Here is a 17339-nt window from a genome sequence, read left to right as displayed (position 1 = left end):
CGCGAGTGGAATGGAGGTGCGCGCGAACACGCGGCGTGGTGGGCACGGAGCGAGGAGGCGACATGAAGGCAGTGGTCTACGAGGGGCCGCGGCAGGTCAGCGTCAAGGACGTCCCGGACGCTCGGATCGAGCGGGCGACCGACGTCGTGGTGCGGATCACGTCGACGAACATCTGCGGCTCGGACCTGCACATGTACGAGGGCCGGACCGACTTCGAAACCGGTCGCTCCTTCGGGCACGAGAACATGGGCCAGGTGGTCGAGGTCGGCGACGGGGTCGACAAGGTCCGCGTGGGCGACTGGGTCGTCCTGCCGTTCAACATCGCCTGCGGGCACTGCAAGAACTGCGAGCGCCAGCTCACGAACTACTGCCTGACCGCGCAGCCGGACCCGAAGATGGCGGGTGCCGCGTACGGTTTCGCCGACATGGGTCCCTACGCCGGGGGGCAGGCCGAGTTCCTGCGGGTGCCCTGGGGGGACTTCAACTGCCTGCGGCTGGGCGAGGACGCCGAGCAGCGCCAGACCGACTACGTGATGCTCGCCGACATCTTCCCCACCGGCTACCACGCCACCGAGCTGGCCGGCGTGAAACCCGGGGACCAGACCGTCATCTACGGCGCCGGCCCGGTCGGGCTGATGGCCGCCCTGTCGGCGACCCTGCGCGGGGCCGGCAAGGTGTTCGTCGTCGACCGCCAACCCGACCGGCTGCGGTTGGCCGAGGCGATCGGCGCGATCGCCATCGACGACTCCGAGGTCGATCCAGTGCAGGCCGTCCTGGAGGAGACGCTGGGGCTCGGGGCGGACAACGGCTGCGAGTGCGTCGGCTACCAGGCCCACGAACCCGACGGCCAGGAACAGGCCAACCTGACGATGAACCGGCTGGTCGCCTCGGTGCGCTTCACCGGGAAGATCGGCAACGTCGGTGTGTTCGTGCCCCAGGACCCCGGCGGGGCCGACGAACTGGCCAAGCAGGGCAAACTCGCCTTCGACTACGGCATGTTCTGGTTCAAGGGACAGCACCTCGGCACCGGCCAGGCGCCGGTCAAGAAGTACAACCGGCAGTTGCGCGACCTCATCGCCGGGGGCAAGGCGGAACCGTCGTTCATCGTGAGCCACGAACTGCCCCTGGACCGCGCGCCGGAGGCCTACGAGCACTTCGACAAGCGGGACGACGGCTGGACGAAGGTCGTCCTGCACCCCGCGGCGGGGGCCTGACGTGGCCGGCGGACTGGACGGGCGCCGCGTCGCCATCCTCGCGGCCGACGGCGTGGAGCGGGTCGAACTGGAGCAACCGCGGCAGGCGCTGGACGGCGTCGGTGCCCGCACCGTCGTCGTCTCCATCGCCAGCGGCGAGATCCAGGCGCGCAACCAGGATCTGGAGGACGCGGGCACCTTCGCGGTCGACGAACTGGTCGACGCGGTCTCGGTCGACGACTTCGATGCGCTGCTCCTGCCGGGCGGGACGGTCAACCCGGACAAGCTGCGGATGGAACCCGCCGCGGTGCGGTTCGTCCGCGACTTCGTCCAGTCTGGCAAACCGGTCGCCTCGATCTGCCACGGCCCGTGGAACTTCGTCGAGGCCGACGTCGCGCGCGGTCGCCGGCTGACCTCGTGGCCCAGCGTGCGCACCGACCTGCGCAACGCCGGGGCAGAGGTGGTCGACGAGGAGGTCGTGACCGACGGCAACATCACGACCAGCCGCTCTCCCGACGACCTGCCCGCGTTCTGCGAACGCATCGTGCAGGAGTTCGCCGGTGCCGGGCAGCCTGCGGGAGGCCCCTCGTGACGTCGACCCTGCACAGCGCAGCGTCCCTGGCCGCTCGGGCCGGCGGCACGGTCGTCCGCGGGATCCGCTCGGTCCTGGACCCCGCCGGGTCCGGACCCGGGTCGGCCGCCCCGGCGTCGGGGTGGCTCGTCGTCACCGTCGACGGGGAGGCGGCGGAGGTGGACACCGCACGGCTGCCCGCGCCGCTGGCCGAGTACGGCGACCGGATCGAGGTCCGCACCAGCCCGGCCCCGGGCGGCAAGGGGACCGAACTCGGCGCCCGGCTGCGCCGCCAGCCCTCCGGTGGCGCAGCCCGTCGCCTGGGCGGTAGCGACCCGCAGGCCGACCTGCGGTCCGCGTTGCGCAAGGCCAAGCAACTCCTGGAGGTGGGTGAGGTGCTGGCGGTGGATCCCACGCCGCACGGTGAGCGGACGGCGACCCCGGGAGGTCTGCTCGTGGAGACCTGGACCCGGGTGGCACCGAAGGCGGGTGTGCGGTGAAGGCGGTGACCTGGCGCGGGGTGAACGAGATCGGCGTCGAGGACGTCCCCGAGCCGAAGATCCTCAACGGCGGCGACATCATCCTCGAGGTGGGGTTGAGCGCCACCTGCGGTTCGGACCTGCACCTGATGGGGGGTTACATCCCCGCCATGCGGGCCGGTGACGTGCTCGGGCACGAGTTCATGGGCACGGTGGCCGAGGTCGGTCCGGAGGTGACCAGGCACCGCGTGGGCGACCGCGTCGTGGTGGTCTCCTTCATCGGCTGCGGGCAGTGCTGGTACTGCCGACAGGGGTTGTGGTCGTTGTGCGACAACGGGAACCCCAACCCGGGGATCACCGAGGCGTTGTGGGGCCAGTCCATCGGCGGCTGCTTCGGGTACTCCCACGCGATGGGCGGGTGGGCGGGCAGCCACGCGCGCTACATCCGCGTCCCGTACGCCGACCAGGGAGCCTTCGCCATCCCCGGTGACGTCTCCGACGAGCGGGCGCTGTTCGCCTCCGACGCGGCGCCCACCGGCTGGACGGGCGCGCACCAGGCCGGGGTGCAGCCGGGGGACGTGGTCGCGGTGTGGGGCGCCGGCGGCGTGGGCCAGATGGCGGCCCGCGCGGCGATGCTCATGGGCGCCGAGCGGGTCGTCGTCATCGACCGGTACGACAACCGGCTCGAGCAGGTCCGCACGCACATCGGCGCCGAAACCCTCGACTACGAGGAGGTCGACGTTCCCGCCGAACTGCGGGAGGCCACCGGCGGTCGCGGACCGGACGTGTGCATCGAGGCCGTGGGCATGGAGGCGCACAGCCCCGGCCCCCAGTACGTCTACGACCAGGTCAAGCAGCAGATGCGGTTGCAGACCGACCGTCCCACCGCGGTGCGTCAGGCGATCTACGCCTGCCGCAAGGGCGGGACCGTGTTCACCCTCGGCGTCTTCGCCGGACTCGTCGACAAGTTCCCGCTGGGCGCGGTGATGAACAAGGCGCTCACCCTGCGCGGGGCCCAGCAGCACGGGCACCGCTACGTGCCGCAGATCCTCGAGGACATGAGCCGGGGCGAGGTGCGCACCGAGCACCTCGCCACGCACGTCATGCCGCTGCGCGAGGGGCCGAAGGGCTACCGGATGTTCAAGGAGAAGGAGGACGGGTGCGTCCGAGCCGTGTTCCGCCCGGACGCCTGAGGCCCCCGGCGGAACCGGCGGGGGCGGGGAGGGAGGTGCTGTGACGAACTCGAGGCCGAGCGCCGGGGGCGGTCGGTTGCTGTCGGCTCGCCGGGCGCTCACCAGTCTGGCCGTCGGCCTGGCCGCAGGAGCGGTGGTCGGCCTCCTGGCCCATCCCCGGCTGCTGCCGCTGGTCAGCTGGACCGTCACCGTCGCCGTCCTGCTCACCTGGGTCTGGCGCAAGAGCTGGCCCCAGGACGCCGCGGGGACCAACCGCCTGGCGGACGAGGAGAGGTCGACCCGGTCGACGGACGCGTGGCTGATCGCGGCAGCCGTCGCGAGCCTGGCCGTGGTCGTCGTGGCGCTGGTGCAGTCGAGCAGCCGGCAGGACCCCGTCACCGTCGCCTCCGTGCTGCTCAGCGTGGTCAGCGTCGCGCTGTCCTGGGCGCTGGTGAACACCGTCTACGCCTTCAAGTACGCACGCCTGTACTACCTCGACGAGCCCGGCACGGGAGGCCCCGCGAGAGGCATCGACTTCAAGCAGGACGGGGACCCGAGGTACAGCGACTTCGCGTACCTCGCGTTCACCATCGGGATGTCCTACGCCGTCTCCGAGACCGAGCCCACGACCACGCGCGCCCGGAAGGCCGCTCTCGGTCACGCTCTGCTCTCCTACGCCTTCGGCACGGGCGTTCTGGCGGTGGCCATCAACCTGGTCACGAACCTGGGGCAGTGACGGGAACGGCACGCGGGAACGGCGCGCGTGCCGTTCCCGCGTGCTCTCGCCGATGTGGTGACCGGCTCGGGGTGGCTACGGCAGACCGGCCGGGGCATGCTGTGGTCGGCAGGCGTGTGCCGCACCTCCAGGTACGAGGGGTGTCCGGCCCACGGTGTCCGTGCAGCGCGGGGCGTGATCGCGGCCGTCCGCCGTCGACGGCGGTTTCGGCACCTCCTCCCCGTCGCCCGGAGGTGGGTTCCAGTGGCCGAAAGCCGCGGTACGGCGTTGGCGGTGATCGTCGAGTCGACCGACCCGGTGCCGGTGCGGGCCAGAGCGATGCTGGAGGAGCTGCGCCGCGTGGTGCCGTTCGACGCCGCGTGGCTCGCTCTCGCCGACCCCCTCAGCGGCCGCTACAGCTCGTCGACCAGCATCGACCTGGACGCCCGGGTCGTGGAGTACCTCAGCGGACCGTCGATGGCGCACGACATCGAGGTCACCGGTACCGACCGGAACCGGCCACCGCTCAGCCCGTCGGACCTGCCCTACTCCGCCGTGGAACTTCCGACCTGGGCCGAGTGCCTCGTCCCGGCCGGCATCCACGAAGCCCTGGCCGTCGCGCTCTTCGGCCCCGACCACCGCCACGTCGGCTTCCTCGCTCTGCTGTCCGGCGACAGGACGCCTCCTTCCGCCGCGACCCGCGAACGGCTCGCGGCGCTGATTCCGGTCCTCACCCACGGCATCGACCCGATGCGCTCCCTCGTCACCGTCGCACGCCTGGTCCGGGGGGCGACCGCCGGGGCGGTCCTGCGCAGGGACGGGCGGACCGAGCCGGTGCTCGGCCTGGACGGCGACCCGCTGTTCGCGCCCGGCTCCCCGCTCCTGGCCGCCGCGTGCTCGCGGCTCGCAGGTGGGCAGGCGTGGTTCTCCTTCCTCTGGCCCCGCGACGGACGGCACGCTCAGGGCGGTCACGTACGCGTCACCGTCGTCGCCGCGCCCGACGACGTCCCGGCGGAGCTGTGCGGGGTGGTGCTGCTGTCCCGGGTGCCCGAGCTGCACGGGCTCACCTCGCGTGAGCTCCAGGTGCTCGGGTTCGTGGTGGACGGCTGCTCCAACCAGGAGATCGCGAGCGCGTTGGCCGTGACGCCGCGGACCGTCGCGGCTCACCTCGAGCACGTGCTCGTCAAGCTCGGTACTCCGACGCGGACGCTCGCGGCGGTACGCGCCGATCGAGAGGGGCTTTACATCCCGCCGCTCCACGACTCCTGCTCCGGAACGCCGGAGGGCCAGTCCCGTCGCGCTCGGATCGACGTCCACGCACGGTCCTGACGTGGCCAGCGTTGTCGGCGGGTCAGACGTCGGGCCACCACCGGTCCGCGGAGGCGAACGACCAGGGAGCCCGACGTGTCGTCCTCAGGTGAAGGTTCGCGGGTCGTCGGAGACGTCGCCGATGTGCACGTGCGTGTGCACCTGCTCGGCGGTGGGGGCCAGGGGGCCGAGCAGTTCGTGCAGGCAGTCGAGGGCCTCGGTGTGAACCCGGGCGGCCAGGTCGGTCAGCACTGCCCCGTAGCCGGCGATGAGCTGGATCGTCACCGACTCCAGTTCGTCCCGCGCGCCGGTGGCGCAGGTGATCCTCTGCGCCGCCGCCTGCGGAACGGCGTCGACGACCTGCCGCAGCCGGGCCACGAGAACGTCGGAGGCGACGAGGAAGTCCCCGGACTCGTGGCGGCCACGCACCGGCGCGGAGGGACGGAAGGCGGCCAACGCGCGGGCGATGACACTGGCCTGCATGGCCTTCCAGCCGCTGTCGGTGTGCTGCCGGAGCAGCGCGGTCGCCTGCGCCAACCGCTCCTGCGCTGCAGGGGAGATCGGCGCAGCCGCGATCGCGGCGTCCTCGAGCTCGTCTGCGGCGTCCCGTGCCTCCAGGTGGGCGGCTTGGCTCGGGCGTTCCGGCTCACCGGTGCCGTCGGGGTCGATCGTGTCGTTCACCGCCACTCCTCCAGGCTCTGTGCGACCGCGGCACGGGCCCGTTGCAGCAGTCCACGAACTGCCGTGGGAGTGCTGCCGACGATGGTGGCGATCTCGGCGTAGGACAGGTCCTCGACCTCCCGCAGGATCCACACGCTGCGCTGCCGCTCGGGCAGCAGCCGCAGCGCGGCGTCCAGCGCCACCAGGAGCCCGGCTTCGATGGTGTCACCTTCGGGGTCGGCGTGCAGATCCCGCACCTCGCGCACGGCGGTCTCGAAGTCGAGGGCCGGGCGCGATCCGGACTGCGGGAAGGTGGGGCGGCGGCGTTGCAGCATCTTCTGCGCCTCGTTGCGGCCCAGCACCAGCAGCCAGGTGCGTACCGAGGCCTCCCCGCGGAAGCCGGCGATGTTCTTCCACGCCGCGAGCATCACCTCCTGCACGCAGTCCTGGGCGTCGGTGGTGTCCTGCAGCAGACGCGAGACGTAGCGGTAGACGTGAGGCCCGTGCCGGTCGACGAGCTGGGCGAAGGCGTCCTTGTCGCCCAGTCCGGCCCGGCGGGCCAGGACCTCGTCGGGAGCCGGGGCCGCTGGTGCGAGCGGACCGGACTGCCCGCGGACCTGGCTGGGCTGCCCCGGGAGCGCGTGGGTGTGCCGGGGGCGGGTGAAGCTCACGGCGTCGTCCGGGCGGTGCGGACCCAGCACGGTGACGGGATCCGACTCACACGGTGGCCTTCCTGCACGCTGCGCTCCTTCGACGCTCAGCCCTGCGGGGGAACGTCCCTGCGGCCTGAACGGGGTGAGTGCACCAGCACTCACGGGGGTCGGCAACTGCAAGCCGCGACTTGAGGCCTCCCTCGTCCATGTGACGTAGCTCACAACATGGGGAGCGTGACGTTTTCCCGGTTGAGCGCTCAATCCCTTCGACACACCACCGCAGCGACAGCAGGCAGGGCCCCGGTCCACCGCACGAACCCAGTGTGCGGGCACCACGGGCACCGACCTGGCTGCCAGCGCCACCAGCCGAAGGAGTTCAACCCGTGAGCGAATCCACCCTCACCACCACCGCCGCCTCGACCTCCGGCTCCAGCAGCCTGATCAGCCGCGACGGCGGCCCGCTGGTCTCGGCCCAGGGCACCACCTCCATCGCCGACACCGTCGTGTCCAAGATCGCCGGCATCGCGGCCAAGGACGTCTCCGGAGTCCACGCCCTGGGTGGCGGCGCCTCCCGCGCGGTCGGCGCGCTGCGCGAGCGCATCCCCGGCGGCCGGGTCAACCACTCCCAGGGTGTCTCGGTCGAGGTCGGGGAAACTCAGGCCGCGGTCGACATCGACCTCATCGCCGAGTACGGCGTGGCCATCGCCGACCTCGCCGCCGGGGTGCGGCGCAACGTGATCGCCTCGGTCGAGCGGATGACCGGCCTGCAGGTCACCGAGGTCAACATCTCCGTGGCCGACATCCACCTGCCCGAGGACGACGCGGCCGACGACGAGGCCGAGCAGCGCACCGCGCGCGTCCAGTGACCGGCTCCTCGCCGACGCCGTTGACGCCGTTGACTCAGCCCGCCGACGAGATCGCGGCCCGGGTGCTGGCCGTTCCCGGGGTCGTGCGTCTGCACCCGGGCCGCTTCGGGGAGGTCGCGACCTACCTTCCCGGCCGGCGCGTCGCCGGGGTGAAGCTGGGACAGGACGAGGTGGAGGTTCACGTCGTCCTCAGCTTCGATTCCCCGATCCGCGCTGTGGCCCAGCAGATCCACGCGGCCGTGGCCGCGCTCGTCGCGGTGCCGGTGCTGGTGTTCGTCGAGGACCTCGCCGCGCCGAGTGCCGCCTGAGCGCACCTCCCGTCCACCGGAGCGCAGTGCGGCCGTCCCGACCGGCCTCACCGCGGCCGTCTCGTCGCCGTCTCGTCCTCGTCTCGTCGTTCCGAGCCCGCACGGCTCCGAACCTCACCTTGGAGAAACTCTCGTGTCTGCCTCGACCGTCGGCCTGTTCGCCGGCCTCCTGCTCGCCCTCATCACCATCCAGGGCGGTTTCGGTTGGTTGTTCCTGGCCCTGTTGTTCGCCGGCGTCGGGTACGTCGTCGGCGCCCACCTGGAGGGCAAGATCGACCTGGCGAGCCTGCTGCCGGGCCGCAGCCGTGGCTGAGGCCGGCGCGCTGTGGCCGGCGCCGGCTCTCGTCCCCGCCGGCAGCGGCCGGCGCACCGGGACAGCCACCTCCGCCCCTGCCGCGTCGCCGGCGGCCGCGGCAACCCGGCTGCGCCGGGAGGTGCTGACGGCGGCTTCTGCGCAGGAGATCGCCGAGATGGGCCGGCGCGGCTCGCTGCAGGTCCAGGACAAGGCGGTGCGGCGCATCGCCGAGGCCGCCGCCCGTGAGGTCCCCGGAGTCGCTGCCAACGCCGAGGGTGCCAGCGGGCAGGGGACGTTGAGCGCGACGGCGAACGCGGTGGGGAACACGTTGGGCCGGGGCTACCCCCGGGTGGACGTCCACCTGGCCGGGCGCCGGGCCCGGGCCGAAGTCGAGATCATCACGCGTTGGCCCCAGCCGGCGGCCCGTGTCGCCGCCGCGGTGCGCGACAACGTCGCCGAGCGGTTGCGCACGCTGGCCGACCTGGACGTCGACGCCGTCGAGGTCCGTGTCGCCAAGGTCGTGCGCCCCACCACACCCGAGAGGAGAAGGGTTCAGTGAGTTCTGGCCCAGTGGTCACCGACCTCGATCCTGAGCGCAGCACTTCCGCGCGGACGCCGATGCGTCCAGCCACGCAGAAGAGCGGCAGCGGCCCGATCGGCGTGGTCGGTCCGGTCCTGGCGCTGCTGCTCACCGCGCTGGGGATCGTGCTGCTGCGCGAAGCGCTCGTGACGACCGGAGCCGTCGCGGGAACTCGATGGCTGCCCGCCGCCGCCGAAGGCCTGCGCGGGTTCGCCCCGGCGTGGTGGCTGATCCCGGCCGGCGTGGTGGTGGCGCTGATCGGCCTGTGGCTGCTGGTCACCGCGGTGCGTCCGCGGTCGCGCCGCACGTTGCCGCTGACCTCGCAGACGGGGATCTTCCTGCACACCCGCGACGTCGCCCGCCTGGCCTCCGGCGCGGCCGGCGACATCGACGGGGTGCTGCAGGCGTCCTCGAGCGCCACGCGCCGCAAGGTCTCCGTCTCGGTGCACGCCACCACCGACCAGGGCCTGCGCGAGGCCGTCACCGAGGCCGTCACCCACAGCCTCGCGCCGCTGCGGACGCCTCCGCGGGTCGCGGTCACCGTGCACAGCCCCCGCCAGAAGCTCAGCCGAGGAGACGACCGATGAGCCGCGCTGTCCTGGGACTGGACCGGTTCCTGGCCCTGCTGGCCGGGATCGTCCTGCTGGTGGCCGGGGCGGCCACCGCGGCCTGGGGGGCGGGCTGGCTGGTGCGGGTGTGGAGCCGCTCCCCGCAGACGCTGCAGCTGCAGACCGCCTCGGACACCTTCACCACGGCCTGGTGGCCGTGGGCCGTCGGCATCGCCGGTGCGGTCTCGGCGCTGCTGGGGTTGTGGTGGCTGCTGGCGCACCTGCCCCGGCGCGGCGTGGGTCCGCTGTCCCTGCCCGGCTCCGGGCGCGCTGGGCGCCTGCTCATCGACCCCTCCGGTGCGGCCTCGACCGCGGCCGAGGTGCTGCAGGAGACCTTCGGGGTCCGCTCGGCCAGCAGCCGGGTCGTGCGCGACCGTGGTCAGCTCGTGGTCGAGTTGAAGGCCACCGTCGAACCCGACGCCGACTTGACCTCGGTGGTGGCCGCGACCGACGACGTCGCCGCGGACCTGCAGCAGGTGCTGGGCCGCGACGATGCACGCGCTCGCGTTCGCCTGGCCGTGGCCCGCCGCCGCCGTCACCGACCCCGGGTCCACTGAACCGCCCCCTTTCGGGCTCCCCGGCTCCGCACGCGTCCTGGCGGCGTTGCGGGCGATCCGCGGGTCCTCGTTCGAACACCTCCCAAGCCCGGTCGTCGCGGGCGTCCCTCAACCCTCGTTCCAGGAGATCGTCATGTGGGTACTGCTCTCCGGCGGGTTGCGCCGCTGGCTCCTGCTGTCCCTGGCCGCGCCGGTCGCCGCCCGCCTGCTCGGTGCCGCCGGCCGGCGTCTGCAACAGCGCAACGGCAACAGCACCACGGCCCGCGGGTTGCAGCTCATCGGTGGACTCGTGGGTTCACCGACCGCGACTGAGGCGCGGCGGAAGGCCGAAGCGCAGCGACGCTCGCTGCGACCCTGGAACCGCTGACCCGGTCGCTCGGTGTTGCGGCCACGCCCGGGAGCGACTGGATCGAACTGGTCCTCCAGGTTGCGGTGGCCGCCACCGGTGTCAGCGTGGTCGGCGCGATCCGCACCCGCCGCTGACCACGGTGGCAGACCGCAGAACGGTTTCCCCGTGCGACCGGCACGACCATCTGTTCCACTCGAGATGACTCGATGACACGCAGAACGACTGGAAGGAAGCAATCGCGATGGCGTCCCACTTCACTCCCGAGGCTCTCTTCGGTACCACCGTCACCGACCGCGACGGCGACAAGATCGGCAAGGTCGAGGACGTCTACCTCGACAACGCCAGCGGCCAGCCGGAGTGGGTCTCGGTCAAGACCGGCCTGTTCGGCTCCAACGTCTCCTTGATCCCGCTGGCCCAGGCCTCGCTGTCCGGTGAGACCGTGACCGTGCCGTTCGAGAAGAACCACGTCAAGGACGCCCCGCACCACGACCCGGGCCGCGAACTCAGCGAGACCGACGAGGCGGACCTGTACCGCTACTACGGCATCGCCGACCCCACCAGCACGGGACACACCACCGGCACCGGCACGACCACGGGAACCACCACCGGCACGACCGGGACGTCCGGTGTCGTCGAAGGTGAGGGAACCTACCGCGGGCAGGGCCACGACACCTCCGGCCCGAACACCGACGAGGCGATGACCCGCTCGAAGGAGGAGTTGCACGTCGGCACCGAGACCCGTGAGGCCGGCCGGGCGCGGTTGCGCAAGTACATCACCAGCGAAACGGTTTCCCGCACCGTGCCGGTCTCCCACGAGGAGGTCGTCGTCACCCGCGAGCCGATCACCGAGGCCAACCGCGACGCGGCCCTGTCCGGTGGGGACCTGACCGAGGAGGAGCACGAGCTGGTCCTGACCGAGGAACGCGCCGTGGCCGCCAAGGAGACCGTCCCGGTCGAGCGGGTCAAGCTGGGCACCGAAACCGTGCAGGGCACCGAAACGGTGCAGGCCGAGGTCCGCGAGGAACACATCGACCTCGACACCGACGCCGGCGTCCGGACCGGCGACAGCACCACGACGGGCAAGCACACCGACCGTCGCTGAGAACTCCGCTGGCGCCAGGCCAGCACCTCACCGGCCCGGCGGGACCGCCACCTGCACTCCAGGAGGCGATCCGGCCGGGCCGGTTCCCTCTGTACCCCGGACGAACGACGTGAGGAACTCCATGGACGGCGATGCAGCCGGCGCCACCGTGCGCGGTGAAGAGGGTGGACCCGGCGAACCCGGTGGACTGCAAGGCCCCGAAGCCTCGGTCCAGACCGTCCTGCGGACCGAGGAACTGCTGCTCGGTACCGAACGCCTGGCCACCCAGCGGGTCCGGTTCCGCAAGCGCATCGTCACGACGACGCGCACCCTGGAGGTTCCGGTACGTCTGGAGCAGCTCGTGGTGGAGCGCGAGCCCCTGGCGGGGACCGCGGTCCCCGCCAGGTCCGGCGCGTCCGGCGACGAGGAGATCGTCCTGGTCCTGCACGAGGAGGTTCCCGACGTGACGTTGCGCGTCGTCCCGGTCGAACAGGTCCGCGTGCAGGTACGCACCGTCGCCGGGGAGCAGGTCGTCACCGCCGACCTGCGAACCGAGGTCGTCGACGTCGAGCAGTTCACCAACGACACGCCACCGGCACCAGCGCCACCCCTCGAACCCGACACCACCTGCCCCACGTCCTCCAGGAGTCAGTGATGAGTACCTCCACCGGCGTCGACGCTCGCGCCGCACGCAGCTGCCGCGCAGGTTCGGGCCGATGACCTCTCACCCGAACCGCTCCCGCGACGCCCGCGACTCGGCGACGCCTCCCGTGCGACAGCCTCGATCGACGTCACGGGGCGCCACAGCACGCGGACTGTTCGGCAGCACAGCGGGACAGAACGTGCTGCGGTCGGCCGCGGCCGAGCTGATCGGCACCTTCGTCCTGGTGCTGGCCGGCGGCGCCACCGCCGTCGCCGCCGCCACGACGCAGCCGGCGGTGTACGACCTGCTGGGCATCGTCGTGGCCTTCGGGTTCGCACTGGTCGCCCTGGTCACCGCGTTGGGGCACGTCTCGGGCTGTCACCTCAACCCGGCAGTCACCCTCGGTCTGGCCGTCACGGGCAAGTTCCCGTGGCGCGCGGTCCCGGGGTACGTGGCAGCGCAACTGCTGGGGGCCGTCCTGGCCTCGTTGGCGACCTGGGCCGCCTACAGCGGGTCCGGGCACAGCGTCGTCCGGTTCTCCACCACGATGCCCGCGCCCGGGGTTTCCAGCGGGCGAGCGTTCTTCGTCGAGGCGCTCATCACGTTCGTCCTGGTCCTGGTGATCATCTCGGTGGCCACCGACGACAGGGTTCCGGCTGCGGCAGCGCCCCTCGCGGTCGGGGCGACGCTGGCGGCGTGCATCTTCATCGCCGGGCCGGTGACCGGGGGAGCGGTGAATCCAGCCCGGGCCTTCGGTCCCGCGGTCGTCTCAGGTGACCTGCAGGCCTTGTGGATCTACCTGCTGGCTCCGGTCGTGGGCGGAGTTCTGGGGGCTGTCGTGTACGACCGCGTCCTGGCACCGGCACACGCTCCGAGCCCAGAGGAGTTCTGAGGAACTCCGGCAGCGTCGAGGTGCCGACTCAGCCGTCTGTCCGCTTCCCACCGTGCTTCGAGCAGCGCATGCCGGGGTTCTGGTGTGGAGGAAAGCGTCCCGCGCCATCCGGCGCGGGACGCTTCACCGCAGCCCGACCTCGCCCACAGGCAGGTCGCAGCGTGGTGGGCGCCGGCTGACCGGGGCTGCTCAGCCGTTCGACGGCGGCAGCCGGGGTTCTTCGGGCACGTGCGGAGGCACCCGCTGCGGACCGGCCTCGGCCGGTCGCGGAAGGTCCTGGCGGTGCAACCGCACCGCGACGACCGCGACGTCGTCTTCGGGCTGCGCGGGCAGCATCCGGGCCAGCAGGTCGTCGACGAGGCTGTCCAGATCCCCGCCTCGGGCGGCCAGCTCCTCCAGCACGGCCTGCAGCTTCTCCAGCCCCTCGGCCAGAGGCTGGTCACGGCGTTCGACGAGGCCGTCGGTGTAGAGCACGACGGTGGCGCCGCGATCGAGGACGACCTCGGAGTCCTTGCGCGGGGTCTCGGGAAGCACCCCCAGCAGCAGGTCGCTGTGCAGGGTCAGCAACGGAAGGACGCTGGCGTCGGGGTTGACGACCATCGCGGGCGGGTGCCCGGCGTTGGACCACCGCAGCCGCGTCACCCCCCGCCTCCGTTCGTCCAGGGTCTGTTCCAGGCGGGCGGCGATGGCGGTGGCGGTGGTGTCGACCTGCAGGTTGGCCATGGCCCGGTCGGTGTTGGTCAGGATCCGGGCGGGGGACTCGTCACCGAGGGCACCCATGGAGCGCACGATGGTGCGTACCTGGCTCATCGCCGCAGCGGCTTGGATGTCGTGGCCGATGACGTCGCCGATGACCAGCACGGTGGCTCCGCCCGGCTGCATGAACGCGTCGTACCAGTCCCCACCGACCTGCGCGGCTTCGGCGGCGGGGGTGTAGCGGACCACGATCTGGCCGTGGTCCGGTTCGGGGGGTTCGGACAGCAGGGAACGCTGCAGGGCGGCGGCCAGGTCGCGTTGCTGGCGGTAGAGCCGAGCGGAGTCCAGCGCCAGGCCGGCGCGGTCGGCGACCTCGGCGGCGATCGCCAGTTCCTGCCCGGTGAGCGGAGCGCGGTCGGGACCGGTGAACAGGGTCATCAGCCCCACGGTGCGCCCGCGTCCGCGCAGCGGCAGGATCGCCGCCGAGGACGGCGCCAGCTCGGCCAGGATGCCGCGCACCTTCCCGTCGGGTTTCAGGACGGTGGTGATGGCGCGGGTGGCGTCGGGGATGACCATGGGGCGGTTCTGGCGCAGGGCGCGCCACAGGTAGGCCTCGTCGGTGAGTTCACCGAGGCGGTGCTCGGCGTAGTCCTGCACCAGGGGGCGCAAGGTCTCCTCCCGGTGCCAGGCCCCGGCGTCGCGCAGTCCACGGCGCAGCTGACTGGGGCGGCCGGCCGCAGCGGGATCGACAGCCCGGGCTCGGGCGTCAGCCCTGGCGATGGTGCGGGCAGACGCCGAGGTGCTGGTAGGGGCATCGTCCTCGACCAGGGTGATGACGCACCAATCACCCAGGATGGGAACCACCAGCTCCACCAGACGTGCCACGGCGGTCTCGGCGTCGAGGGTTTCGGCCAGCTGTCGTGACGTCGCGGCGAGCAGGGCCAAGCGGGTGCTGGCCTCCTCGGCGGCCCGCCGGGCCTGTTCTGCGGCCTGCTGGTCCTGCTTGCGGGCGCTGATGTCCAGGAAGGACACCGACAACCCGTCCGGACTGGGCCAGGCCCGCACCTCGAACCACGCGTCCAGCGGAGCGGGGTAGTACGCCTCGAAGGTCACCGTCTGCCCGGTCTCGACCGCGCGGCGGTACTCGGTGTCGAAGGCGGCGCCGACCGCGTCGGGGAACAGCTCCCAGACGTTGCCGCCCAGCAACTCCTCCCGGGCGCGGCCCAGAACTCGTTCGGCTTCGGTGTTGACGTAGCTGAAACGCCAGGAGGTGTCCACGGAGAAGAAGGCGGTGGACATGTTCTCCAGCACCCGCGCGATGCGGACGTCGCCTTCACGTTCGACGGTGGTGTCGTAGGCCGCGCCCAGCAGCCGCACCGCGCTGCCGTCCTGCCCGGCCAAGGCCTTGCCGCGGGCCTTGACCCAGCGGGTGGAACCGTCGGGGCGGACGATGCGGTACTCGGCCTCGAAGTCACCGCAGCGGGCGATGCACTCGGCCAGGGCCTGGCTGACGCGGGGCAGGTCCTCAGGGTGCAGACGGGCGTTGAACGCCTCGATGGAACGGTCGAACCCGACAACGCCGTCGGTGCCGTCGGTGCCGTCGGTGCCGTCGGTGCCGTCGGTGCCGTCGGTGGTGTAGCCGAACAGCTCGATGAGCCGCTCGTCCCAGATCAGCTCCCCGGTGACCAGGTCCCAGTCGAAGCTGCCGATGCCGGCGGCGGTGATGGAGAGCTGCCAGCGCAGCCGGGCGGCTTCGTAGTCCACGCTCAGCGCTGACAGTTCCAGCTCACTGGCCGCGGCCGCGGCCAGGTCGGCCAGCAGCGTCACGTCGGTGCTGGACCAGGAGCGCGGATCGGGCCCGAAGACGCACAACGCGCCCACCACGTGCCCGTCCCTTCCGCGCAGCGGGACCCCCAGGTAGGCGCCCACCGCTCCGGAGAGCACCGGCGGCAGGTTGGAGACCCGCTCGTCGGCGGCGGCGTCGCTGACCAGCAGGGGCTCACCACTGGCCGCGGTGAGCGCGCACAGGGACCCCGCCGGCGCGCTGGTGCCCTCGCCGGCTTCCGGGGGCAGTCCGGCGGTGGCGGGAACGGTCCGCACGTCGTCGAACAGGGACAGTTGCGCCGCCGGAGCCCCCAGCAGACGCGCGGTCAGCGCCGCGAGACGGTTCAGCCCGGCCTGGTCCAGCGCCGAGCGGCCCAGCTCCGAGGCGGTGCCGGCCTCCTGCTCAGCGTCGGGATCGAGGGCCTGTTCCCCGCCGGTGGTGCTGGAGGTACCTGCGAGGCGAGGAGCCGGCTGCAGGTGCCGGGCAGCGGCTACCCGGGCGTCGTCCTCGAGCAGCGCTCGGGCCGCTGCTGTGCGGCCCGCCGCGGGGGAGCGGTCCCCTCCTCGATCAGTGGACTCGCCCGGGGGCTGTTGCGACTTCTGCGGCTGACGGGGCAGATCCGCCGGGCGCGGGTTCTCGGACACGCTCTCTCCTGATGCCTGGTCACCGTCCTGGCATCAGGCCAGCGGGAAGGGAGTGGAACGCCCCATCATCGCTGATCACCAGCTCCGGTGGACGCGCCGAGGAGATGTTCCGTGGTGGTGCGCCCGGGCTGCACGGGGTGCTGCTTGCCGTCTGAGCGGCCGAGGGGGCGGTACGAGCCTGGGCCGACCTCACGTGGTGACGCGGTGCCCAGCCGTCAGTCCCCGCTGTGCTGCCGGGATCTGATCACGCGATGTGGCGGAGATCACGACTGCGGCTCCGCCGGGGGCACGGCTGTTCCCCGTCTCAGCGGACCGCTCGTCGACCGTCCTGGAACCGACAGGTTCGGCGGTCGGCGACGTCCACGGCAGCACCAGGAGCGCCAGTGGTGACGCCTCGGACCAACGGGTGCCCGTGCGGTCAGTCGGCTACACCTGACCCTCGACACGGGCCTAGCGTGAGGACGACGTCGTCGGAACCGGCGTCGTGACGGTTCAGGACGGTTCAGGACGGTGCAGGAGGTTCAGGACGGTGCAGGAGGTGGTGCTCCGGTGAGCACGTCGTGGCAGCGGGTCGCCCGGGCGCAGGAAGGCCCGCACTACGCCGAGGCGTACGCCGACCGCTTCCGGGCGCTGGAGGCCGCCGGTCACGACGTCCACGGGGAGGCGCGGTTCGTGCACGAGCTGCTCGGGCGCCCGGCGCGCATCCTGGATGCCGGCTGTGGGACCGGCCGGGTCGGGGCCCGGCTGGCCGCGCTCGGGCACGACGTCGTCGGCTGTGACGCGGACGCGTCCATGGTGCGGGTCGCCCGTCGTGACTGGCCCGAGGTGCCCTGGCACGTCGCCGACCTGACGAGCCTCGACGCCGCCCGGTCGGGTGGGAACTTCGACGTTGCGCTGCTCGCGGGGAACGTCGTGCCCCTCCTGGCGCCCGGAACCCTGGCGCAGGTGGGACGGAACCTGCGGCAGGTCCTCGAGCCCGCCGGGCTGGTCGTGGCCGGGTTCGGCCTCGATCCTGCGCACCTTCCGCCCGGGTGCGACCCGGTACCCCTGCGAGACGTCGAAACCGCCCTGGGGAGTGCGGGACTGACCCTGCAGCAGAGGTGGGGCGGCTGGGACGGTGCGGACCTCGGCGGCGACAGCGGGTACGCCGTGCTGGTCTGGCGCAGGGACGCGACCTGACGGTCCACGCAGACCACCGGCAGGCCGGACGAACACCTCACGGAGAGGTGACCCGCTCCGGGTGG

General features: G+C 72.3%; 20 protein-coding genes. 17 read left to right on the top strand and 3 right to left on the bottom strand.

The features are described 5' to 3' along the window. The first annotated feature begins 62 nt into the window (after positions 1-62). The 6 genes from ACRYR2_RS05135 to ACRYR2_RS05110 all read left to right on the top strand — a co-directional run bounded on the left by ACRYR2_RS05135 (position 63) and on the right by ACRYR2_RS05110 (position 5459). Positions 63-1214 (top strand): glutathione-independent formaldehyde dehydrogenase, encoded by a 1152-nt coding sequence (locus ACRYR2_RS05135; protein ID WP_432561757.1) that lies wholly within the window; start codon positions 63-65, stop codon positions 1212-1214. A gap of 1 nt (position 1215) precedes the next feature. Continuing rightward, positions 1216-1785 carry a type 1 glutamine amidotransferase domain-containing protein gene (locus ACRYR2_RS05130; RefSeq protein WP_432561756.1) on the top strand — a complete coding sequence of 190 codons (570 nt, stop codon included), beginning with the start codon at positions 1216-1218 and terminating at the stop codon, positions 1783-1785. Beyond that, positions 1782-2264, top strand: a complete 483-nt coding sequence (locus ACRYR2_RS05125; RefSeq protein WP_432561755.1) for a hypothetical protein — start codon at positions 1782-1784, stop codon at positions 2262-2264. The genes ACRYR2_RS05130 and ACRYR2_RS05125 overlap by 4 nt, the downstream gene beginning before the upstream one ends. Next, complete coding sequence (locus ACRYR2_RS05120; RefSeq protein ID WP_432561754.1) at positions 2261-3436, top strand: zinc-dependent alcohol dehydrogenase; 1176 nt, start codon at positions 2261-2263, stop codon at positions 3434-3436. Before ACRYR2_RS05125 ends, ACRYR2_RS05120 begins: the two co-directional genes overlap by 4 nt. A 40-nt stretch (positions 3437-3476) precedes the next feature. Next, complete coding sequence (locus tag ACRYR2_RS05115) at positions 3477-4151, top strand: DUF1345 domain-containing protein (protein WP_432561753.1); 675 nt, start codon at positions 3477-3479, stop codon at positions 4149-4151. A gap of 243 nt (positions 4152-4394) precedes the next feature. Continuing rightward, complete coding sequence (locus ACRYR2_RS05110) at positions 4395-5459, top strand: helix-turn-helix transcriptional regulator (RefSeq protein ID WP_432561752.1); 1065 nt, start codon at positions 4395-4397, stop codon at positions 5457-5459. A gap of 84 nt (positions 5460-5543) precedes the next feature. On the opposite strand, the gene ACRYR2_RS05105 is transcribed toward ACRYR2_RS05110, so the two are convergent. Together ACRYR2_RS05105 and ACRYR2_RS05100 are read right to left on the bottom strand one after the other, a co-directional pair. Next, entirely contained in the window at positions 5544-6119 is a 576-nt protein-coding gene (locus tag ACRYR2_RS05105; RefSeq protein ID WP_432561751.1) for a hypothetical protein, read from the bottom strand. After that, the gene (locus tag ACRYR2_RS05100; protein WP_432561750.1) at positions 6116-6769 is read right to left on the bottom strand and encodes an RNA polymerase sigma factor; all 654 of its coding nucleotides are present in this window, start codon (positions 6767-6769) and stop codon (positions 6116-6118) included. The genes ACRYR2_RS05105 and ACRYR2_RS05100 overlap by 4 nt, the downstream gene beginning before the upstream one ends. Positions 6770-7134: 365 nt before the next feature. On the opposite strand from ACRYR2_RS05100, the gene ACRYR2_RS05095 reads away from it, so the two are divergent. The 10 genes from ACRYR2_RS05095 to ACRYR2_RS05050 all read left to right on the top strand — a co-directional run bounded on the left by ACRYR2_RS05095 (position 7135) and on the right by ACRYR2_RS05050 (position 12930). Then, positions 7135-7617: an Asp23/Gls24 family envelope stress response protein gene (locus ACRYR2_RS05095; protein WP_432561749.1), complete on the top strand. Its 483-nt coding sequence runs from the start codon at positions 7135-7137 to the stop codon at positions 7615-7617. After that, on the top strand, positions 7614-7925 hold the full coding sequence (locus tag ACRYR2_RS05090) for an Asp23/Gls24 family envelope stress response protein (protein WP_432561748.1): 312 nt from the start codon (positions 7614-7616) through the stop codon (positions 7923-7925). Before ACRYR2_RS05095 ends, ACRYR2_RS05090 begins: the two co-directional genes overlap by 4 nt. Before the next feature lie 133 nt (positions 7926-8058). Then, on the top strand, positions 8059-8238 hold the full coding sequence (locus ACRYR2_RS05085) for a DUF2273 domain-containing protein (RefSeq protein WP_432561747.1): 180 nt from the start codon (positions 8059-8061) through the stop codon (positions 8236-8238). Then, a complete protein-coding gene (locus tag ACRYR2_RS05080) occupies positions 8231-8779 on the top strand; it encodes an Asp23/Gls24 family envelope stress response protein (RefSeq protein ID WP_432561746.1) in 549 nt (182 codons plus the stop codon). The genes ACRYR2_RS05085 and ACRYR2_RS05080 overlap by 8 nt, the downstream gene beginning before the upstream one ends. A gap of 59 nt (positions 8780-8838) precedes the next feature. Beyond that, positions 8839-9387: a DUF6286 domain-containing protein gene (locus ACRYR2_RS05075; protein ID WP_432561745.1), complete on the top strand. Its 549-nt coding sequence runs from the start codon at positions 8839-8841 to the stop codon at positions 9385-9387. Then, the gene (gene amaP / locus ACRYR2_RS05070) at positions 9384-9965 is read left to right on the top strand and encodes an alkaline shock response membrane anchor protein AmaP (protein ID WP_432561744.1); all 582 of its coding nucleotides are present in this window, start codon (positions 9384-9386) and stop codon (positions 9963-9965) included. The genes ACRYR2_RS05075 and amaP overlap by 4 nt, the downstream gene beginning before the upstream one ends. A 133-nt stretch (positions 9966-10098) precedes the next feature. Continuing rightward, positions 10099-10332, top strand: coding sequence for a hypothetical protein (locus tag ACRYR2_RS05065; RefSeq protein ID WP_432561743.1), 234 nt, complete (start codon positions 10099-10101; stop codon positions 10330-10332). 223 nt (positions 10333-10555) lie between these two features. Beyond that, positions 10556-11416, top strand: a complete 861-nt coding sequence (locus tag ACRYR2_RS05060; RefSeq protein WP_432561742.1) for a DUF2382 domain-containing protein — start codon at positions 10556-10558, stop codon at positions 11414-11416. Between the two features lie 121 nt (positions 11417-11537). Beyond that, the gene (locus ACRYR2_RS05055) at positions 11538-12050 is read left to right on the top strand and encodes a YsnF/AvaK domain-containing protein (protein WP_432561741.1); all 513 of its coding nucleotides are present in this window, start codon (positions 11538-11540) and stop codon (positions 12048-12050) included. Positions 12051-12237: 187 nt separating this feature from the next. Beyond that, the gene (locus ACRYR2_RS05050; RefSeq protein WP_432561740.1) at positions 12238-12930 is read left to right on the top strand and encodes an MIP/aquaporin family protein; all 693 of its coding nucleotides are present in this window, start codon (positions 12238-12240) and stop codon (positions 12928-12930) included. A gap of 189 nt (positions 12931-13119) precedes the next feature. On the opposite strand, the gene ACRYR2_RS05045 is transcribed toward ACRYR2_RS05050, so the two are convergent. Continuing rightward, positions 13120-16095 carry a SpoIIE family protein phosphatase gene (locus ACRYR2_RS05045; protein WP_432561739.1) on the bottom strand — a complete coding sequence of 992 codons (2976 nt, stop codon included), beginning with the start codon at positions 16093-16095 and terminating at the stop codon, positions 13120-13122. A gap of 549 nt (positions 16096-16644) precedes the next feature. Between ACRYR2_RS05045 and ACRYR2_RS05040 the strand changes: the two genes are divergently transcribed. After that, positions 16645-17274: a class I SAM-dependent methyltransferase gene (locus tag ACRYR2_RS05040; RefSeq protein WP_432561738.1), complete on the top strand. Its 630-nt coding sequence runs from the start codon at positions 16645-16647 to the stop codon at positions 17272-17274. Positions 17275-17339 lie beyond the last annotated feature (65 nt).

Source organism: Kineococcus deserti (assembly GCF_050871945.1).
Classification (GTDB): domain Bacteria; phylum Actinomycetota; class Actinomycetes; order Actinomycetales; family Kineococcaceae; genus Kineococcus.
The sequence above is the reverse complement of the archived record's forward strand: the minus strand, read 5'-3'. Positions and strand labels throughout refer to the sequence as shown.